Origin of the sequence: Psychrobacillus sp. (assembly GCF_032154225.1) — a bacterium.
Taxonomy (GTDB): Bacteria; Bacillota; Bacilli; order Bacillales_A; family Planococcaceae; genus Psychrobacillus.
The window spans coordinates 1-4753 of record NZ_JALDYF010000040.1; the positions used below are offsets into that span (position 1 = coordinate 1).

At 38.8% G+C, this 4753-nt stretch carries 4 protein-coding genes; 1 reads left to right on the top strand and 3 read right to left on the bottom strand.

Translation table 11 applies throughout. The features are described from left to right. Window positions 1-127: 127 nt before the first annotated feature. The 3 genes from RUH95_RS21415 to RUH95_RS21425 all read right to left on the bottom strand — a co-directional run bounded on the left by RUH95_RS21415 (window position 128) and on the right by RUH95_RS21425 (window position 4180). Window positions 128-1243, bottom strand: coding sequence for a GerAB/ArcD/ProY family transporter (locus tag RUH95_RS21415; RefSeq protein WP_313894930.1), 1116 nt, complete (start codon window positions 1241-1243; stop codon window positions 128-130). 132 nt (window positions 1244-1375) lie between these two features. Continuing rightward, a complete protein-coding gene (locus tag RUH95_RS21420) occupies window positions 1376-2557 on the bottom strand; it encodes a Ger(x)C family spore germination protein (protein ID WP_313894931.1) in 1182 nt (393 codons plus the stop codon). Window positions 2558-2578: 21 nt separating this feature from the next. Next, window positions 2579-4180 (bottom strand): spore germination protein, encoded by a 1602-nt coding sequence (locus tag RUH95_RS21425; protein WP_313894932.1) that lies wholly within the window; start codon window positions 4178-4180, stop codon window positions 2579-2581. A 157-nt stretch (window positions 4181-4337) separates the two neighbouring features. Between RUH95_RS21425 and RUH95_RS21430 the strand changes: the two genes are divergently transcribed. Then, window positions 4338-4469, top strand: coding sequence for a hypothetical protein (locus tag RUH95_RS21430; RefSeq protein WP_313894933.1), 132 nt, complete (start codon window positions 4338-4340; stop codon window positions 4467-4469). Window positions 4470-4753: the final 284 nt, after the last annotated feature.

Sequence of the window (4753 nt, forward strand, 5' to 3'; positions counted from 1 at the left end):
GCAATTGGGGTTGTCACATTAGTCATCACTCAGTTGATTCAATACACAGGTTGAGAGCGGTTGATTAAAATATCATACAAGCTTCTCTAAAGTCATTGGACTTGTGAGAAGCTTCTTTTTTCATTTCTTAGGACCCTATAGGGACCTTCTTCAATTGTTTTTTTCGGATGGCATATACGACTACCATCAAAAGTGGTAATATCAATCCAATCGAAAATGAAATGAATGGACTTGTTGTCGCATCCCAATTTTGTTGGTGTACGACATTGGGGAAGATGATAAGAGAAAGGACTACGACAATCATTCCCGATGGCATTGTTAAAGGGCGGTAATCTTTCAAATTTAAAACTTGTGCAACCCCTAGAACGGAAGCATAAAAATAAAGGGTTGCCTTAAAATAAAGAGCGATAATCCATAGAGCAGCCATAAATGCTTCAATGCGCTGTATAAACATACCAACATTTATTCTTTTTGCTAATTCAAATCCCGGATAAATCTGCGTTGCAGTATTGTCTGCCCCTAGTACTGAAATACACAAAAATGTAATGATCGTGATGGCAATTCCACCTATTAAGTTTCCGAATAAAAATGATTTTTTAGCTTGTTTAATATTGTTGATAAAGGCAGGGAAAATCATTAATAAAACAATCGCATTGACAGAAGTTACTTCAATAAAAAATATAGATGTTTGAAAGATTGTACTTGTCTCTGCCTCAACCACAGGCTGTACGTTTTCAAATTTGACTTCAGGTGAAATAAATAGTATTAACAAGAGAAAAAGAACGAAGAATAAAAGGATTAGTATTTCTGCAGAACGAGCAATTGTCTCCAATCCAAGACGGACTCCCATTACGATAATGATCGCCATAAGGATATTAAGGGCTGCCATTGGAGTATTTGGCATCAAAAGAGTGTTGAGGAATGTCCCGGAATAATACAAAAGAATCGAAGTATAAATCAAAGACATGAATAGAAATAGAAGTGAAGCGGCTTTGCCTACCCATTTCCCTAAAATCTTTTCATTTAGTTGGATAAAGGTAAGATGAGGGAACCATTGTGCTATTGTGCAAAATAGCCAAATCACTAATAATCCGATTCCCGTACCGAGTATTGCGACAATCCAAGCGTCTTGCTTTGCTTCAGCAGCTAATAAGGATGGAATAACCAAGATGCTCGTACCAATCGAAAAAAACGTGACTAAAACTAGAAATTGATACGAACTTATTTTAACACCTTGATTCATAGTATACTTTTACCTCACTTATACTTTTATTTAACTAACGAATTCTTGCACCAGAGAGCTGGAACTTCTATCCATACAATGGCAGGTGCAATAAGGAGTATTCCTATACTTTTCAGCATAATAATTTAGTCCTTACTCTTTTTTTAATAAAGAATTATTTATTGTACCTGTACGCTGAATTTGCATGTCAACTTCAACATTCACTTCCAGGTCTGGAAATTCAGAATCCCACTGTTTCTTAATCCTTTTCCATTCTTTCGGATTGGATCGATGAATGGCCTCGCCAAATCCAAAAATGTCTGATTTATATTTGTTTTGTAAATTATCAATGGTCTCATTAACAATCTCTTTCAATTCATTTTCGTAAATTTTCTCCAGTTCATGAATTGTTTTTAGTTCGCTAAGATTAATTTGACATTCCACTTCCCCTATATTTCCTTTTACTCTAATATTGACATCCACTTCAGGGTTTTCATTTATAACCTTACTTTTGATAACGGAGTTCAAGTCGGTTACTTCTATAGTTAGAGTCCCCTTCTTGGGGCAAGCTATAGGCATTACTGTTGTTTTTACTGAGTTGATGATATCGTTATATCCTCTACTTTCTCGTTCACTTAACCATCCTACAAGTTTATCTTTTTTAAATATAGCCAATTGGCCATATTGAATGCGGGCTGAAGGGGTAATCGTTTCCACATTCTGTTTACTTGCTCCTATTTCTTGGTTTCCCATTGCCAGAATCCCGGTTAACACAGCTTCCTTTCCTTCACTACTAATATCTGCTATGAGCTCGTGTAATTTAATGCCCCGGGTTGCGGACCAACTCTCATCTGACGTTTTAAGTGCTTCAAACATTTTATTTGCAGGTATGTTTTCCAAAGTTGTGGTGATATTCAATATCTCAGCTGCAGTCCTATTTTTAGCAACAACAACATAAAAGTCCGATCTAAATTCCCAATCCCGAGCAAATAAATCTAAGGAATCGCCAATCCCTTCTAGTGCCAACTCCTCACCAAGCACAAGCATTCGAAGGTGTCCAGGATATATCTTTCGAGGGGAGTCCTTGGTCATTTTACGAAAGGCTTCATATACTGTATTTCCGTTCGCTTGAAAAAGGGTTACCGTTGAACGCCCCGTACCTGTTTTGATGGAAACTTCCGATGGAACAACTACTTGAACAGTTATCTGGTATTCATCTTCTACTTTATCGATACCTATTGCCAACGTAATGGCAATCTCATTTAGTTCTCTGCTGTCCCAACACCCTGTAAGTAAGAGACTGAGAATCAGGAGAACAATAATGTGCTTTTTCATTGTATACTCCCCTTCGTACTCCTAATTTTTTGGCGGTTCAGGTTTTGCAGATGCTGGATCTTGTTGCCTAACCCTATTTTGTTGACTGATTAGGCGAGGTCGAGTAAACATTTTCCATATAGGCAAGCGAATAGACGTATCCTTTTGATCGGAAACATTAAATGGAGCGAGTGGAGACATATATGGCATACCAAAAGAACGTAAACTACATAAATGCAGAATCAGAGCAATTAAACCAACCGTAATTCCAAATAAACCAAATGAGGCAGCTAGTATAATAAATATAAAGCGCAACATCCTTACAGAAATAGCTATGTCGTAAATGGGTGCAACAAAACTGGATATGGCGGTTAGTGAAACGACAATTACCATCGCCGCAGAGATGATGCCTGCTTCAACAGCAGCCGTTCCTATTACAAATGCTCCTACAATAGACATCGCTGAACCGATGGATCGTGGCATTCTTAGACCTGCTTCACGTAAAATTTCAAAGGTGATCTCCATAAGCATTGCTTCTACAAATGCCGGTAACGGGACACCTTCTCGTTGGGCTGCCAGACTAATGAGGAGTGCAGGTGGTAGCATTGATTGATGAAAAGTTGTGATTGCAACAAATAATGCAGGTGCAAGCAATGCAATCCCAAATGAAAAAAAGCGCAGTAGTCGAATAAAACTCGCAATATCCGCGCGCTGATAGTAGTCTTCGGGAGATTGAAAAAACTGAATGAATAATGCAGGCACAATTAGCGCAAAGGGTGTGCCGTCTATCAAAATAGCTATACGTCCTTCCAATAGGGCTGAAGCTACTGTATCTGGCCGTTCAGTATTGAAAATTGTTGGAAATGGTGAATAAGGTGCGTCCTGAATTAATTCCTCGATATTTCCACTTTCAAGAATTCCATCAATATCTATTCCGTCTAAACGTAACCGTACTTCTTCCACTACTTTGTCATTTGCAATGCCATTGATATACATCATTTCAATGTTCGTTTTCGTGCGTGTTCCAATTATTTTTGATTCCATCCAAAGGTTCGGGTCTTTAAGTTTCCGGCGAACTAAGGCGGTATTCACACGTAAGTTTTCGGTGAAACCTTCGCGTGGTCCTCTAATTAATGTCTGGGCAGTAGGTTCGGTTACCCCACGCTCGACCCATTGCTTATTGGAAATGATTAGGCTTCGTGCATATCCGTCGACTAAAATAATGGTATCCCCTGACAGAAGGCTGGTAATAAGAACGTCAAAATCAGCTATTTCTTTAATTTCTCCAACTGTCATGGCAACATCTTTTAATACGCTAATAAGATTTTGCTCAGGAGAAGCTTTTTCTTGTAATTCAATCTCCACGATATCTAGCATGAGCGTTTCTAAAATAAAGTTTTGTAATGAGTGTGTATCGGTTAATCCGTCTGTATATATAATGCCTGCATTAATGTTTCCTTCTTTTCCAAACCGAATTTCCCGAATGATGATATCCGAACTTTTTCCGAGGGTATCTTTTAGCGTTTGTATGTTTTGTTGAAGACTAGTTTGTAAGGCGGCTTTTTGATTGGAACCCACTGCTTGAGTGGATGAAGGGATAGAGAGAGTTAACTCTTTATTATTTTTTTTCTTTGAAAACCACATAGTCCTTCTCTCACCCTCTCTGGTAAATCATGGTTATCATATTTTCAGTATGAACTACTTCAGTTTTTTTCATACGTTCAACAGGCTGAAGAAAGTGATAACCTCTTGATTTTTGTATAATGGGAACCAAACTACGTCACGGTGGGGAGGGAAGCAGATGAACTATATTCGTAATCGTCTCATAGGTTACGGAGTGGACGGTGTTTTGGTAGACCCACTGTCTTTTGTCATCCTGATTGGTGTTATTACGCTTCCTTGCATAATCACGAAATCTATTACAAAACAGTAGGCTCCATCGTTGTCGATCGCCCCGAACGTGAAGAAGTCAACACAGGCTTCAACGCAGCAAACGGTGAAAGGGCGGCATGATGTAATAAAAAGTCCCCTCTCGCTTCATGTGATAGAAGCGGAAGGGGATCTTTCTGTTTTGCGTGTTCAAGGTCCATTCTTTTTAATTCAAAAACATCAATACTGAACGCCACTCCGGGAATGCGTCTTAAATGCTTCTTCATTCGGCCCGAAATAATCTTCTGTGTAGTTGGCTACAAATTCACCATTGGCGATATAGCCGGC

Coding starts and splice junctions, on each gene's coding strand:
- RUH95_RS21415 (WP_313894930.1), bottom strand. CDS start 1,243: ATGAATCAAGGTGTTAAAATAAGTTCGTATCAATTTCTAGTTTTAGTC.
- RUH95_RS21420 (WP_313894931.1), bottom strand. CDS start 2,557: ATGAAAAAGCACATTATTGTTCTCCTGATTCTCAGTCTCTTACTTACA.
- RUH95_RS21425 (WP_313894932.1), bottom strand. CDS start 4,180: ATGTGGTTTTCAAAGAAAAAAAATAATAAAGAGTTAACTCTCTCTATC.
- RUH95_RS21430 (WP_313894933.1), top strand. CDS start 4,338: ATGAACTATATTCGTAATCGTCTCATAGGTTACGGAGTGGACGGTGTT.